This is a genomic window from Endozoicomonas sp. SESOKO2, assembly GCF_024606245.1.
Taxonomy (GTDB): domain Bacteria; phylum Pseudomonadota; class Gammaproteobacteria; order Pseudomonadales; family Endozoicomonadaceae; genus Endozoicomonas_A.
In genome coordinates this window covers 1-1,666 of sequence record NZ_JAHHPQ010000249.1, presented here as the reverse complement: position 1 = coordinate 1,666, position 1,666 = coordinate 1, and the positions used below count along the sequence as shown (strand labels likewise).

Here is a 1,666-nt window from a genome sequence, read left to right as displayed (position 1 = left end):
TAGACCAATTTATTCCAGCCGCAGTAGGACGGCCTTAAGTCCGACAGGCTGCTAGTGATCACCTCCTTTCGACAATAATGTTTTTATAAAGTTCACCCGTCAGCCTGAAGAACGCATTAGAAGGAAAAACAACAAGCTGGCAAGATGATTTACACTGGTCAACCTTGTCTGAATCGATCAGGCCTGGTTCGCAGATCACCAGACGTATCCACGAACTTCGGGGTTTCTTTGTCTTGCTGCCTCGATAAAAGCCTTATCTATTCTAAGCCTGAAAGCAACAAAGATAAACGCACGAGGATTCTGTGCAATTAAGTTCAGCATGTACTCGCGATCATTCAATAATGTATTATTGGCATATCTTAAGGTATCAACATTGACAGCCATTAAGCTTTCAATAATGTTTTTATCACTTCGTATTCTTTCACTGGCATGGCACAAAGCTTTGGGATATTCTGCGACAGCGGCCTTGACTACATCTACATCATTCCTCAGCTCCTCACTCAAATATCGCAGTTCTGCAGGATGTTCTGAAATAGCGGGTAATACAAAAACTTTATCATTTCGAACCCGTTGGCTGGCATATTGCAGTCCATGTTTCAGCAGGCAATTCCTGACCTTTTCTTTATGATCGCCAAGCGGTTTACCCGGTGGCACATAAAACTCCAACCTGTAACAGTAAGATGGATTAATGACAAAGCATTGATTTTCCAAGTCATACACTTGCTCAACCAATCTGGTAGCACTAGTGGGATTTATTAGCAAAAAATGATGTAAGAGTTCCCTGCGGATGTCCTCAGAAATCTCATCACTCATTAATCTTTCACTCAGAAGTTCCCCCGGATTTTCCCTGAGTAACGTTGACTGCCGAGACAGACTTAGCAGCCGGGCACCATAGGCAAACTGTTGGTAGTATTTACTCAAAAACCGGCAGCAACCGGAAGTAATGTGCCAAACACTTCCATTTAGATGAGACTTTACAAAAAGACAATGTTGAAAGGCGAATCTCTCTGCTTCAGTCGCGACATTACGATTAATACGTTGTGCAAGGATGTTAAAGTCCCACTGCCCTCCTTCAAAAATGGGCCTGGAATTCAAATCAAGATCCAGATTATACATAGCACGTAACACAATGATCAGTTTTTCAAAGGCATGCTGCATGGTTTGACGTAATTTCATTCGGGGGCATTCAATGGTCATTTTACCCGCTACAGCGTTGCAACTCAGCTTCATGCTGCCAGCATTTTTATCCAGTCCGATCTCTTTCAATAATTGCGCCAGAAACCACATACGCCTGAACTTGCCGGATTTATCATAATCGGTTACATCAAAGTTGTCGGAGAATGTCAGTCGCAAGGTTCGTCCTTTACCCCCCTCTGCGTGTTCAAGCAGCTCAATAAGACCCACATGACACCCTAACTTCAGGTTAACAATCACGGCTTTATCCATACTGATGACTGTCCCGGAAAGCCCTAGCTCTTTCATAGATGCTTTATCGGAGAGCCTCAATAGCGGTGCCTGTTCACCCGGGGTCGTACAATCGACATAAGTAATGTTTTTTTCCGTAGATATCCTGCCCTGATCTGAAGCCAGAGTGACCGGTGCCAATGCCTCTACAAAGCGCTTATGCAGGGCAAAAATCAGCTCATGGACACTCCGCACCTGCTCA

The 1,666-nt window shown here is 44.1% G+C and carries 1 protein-coding gene; it reads right to left on the bottom strand.

Features of this window, described 5'->3' with window-relative positions; translation table 11 throughout:
- Positions 1 to 195 precede the first annotated feature (195 nt).
- The coding region (locus KDK17_RS05980) for a DUF4116 domain-containing protein (RefSeq protein WP_257287590.1) at positions 196 to 1,666 on the bottom strand (1,471 nt) is incomplete at its 5' end.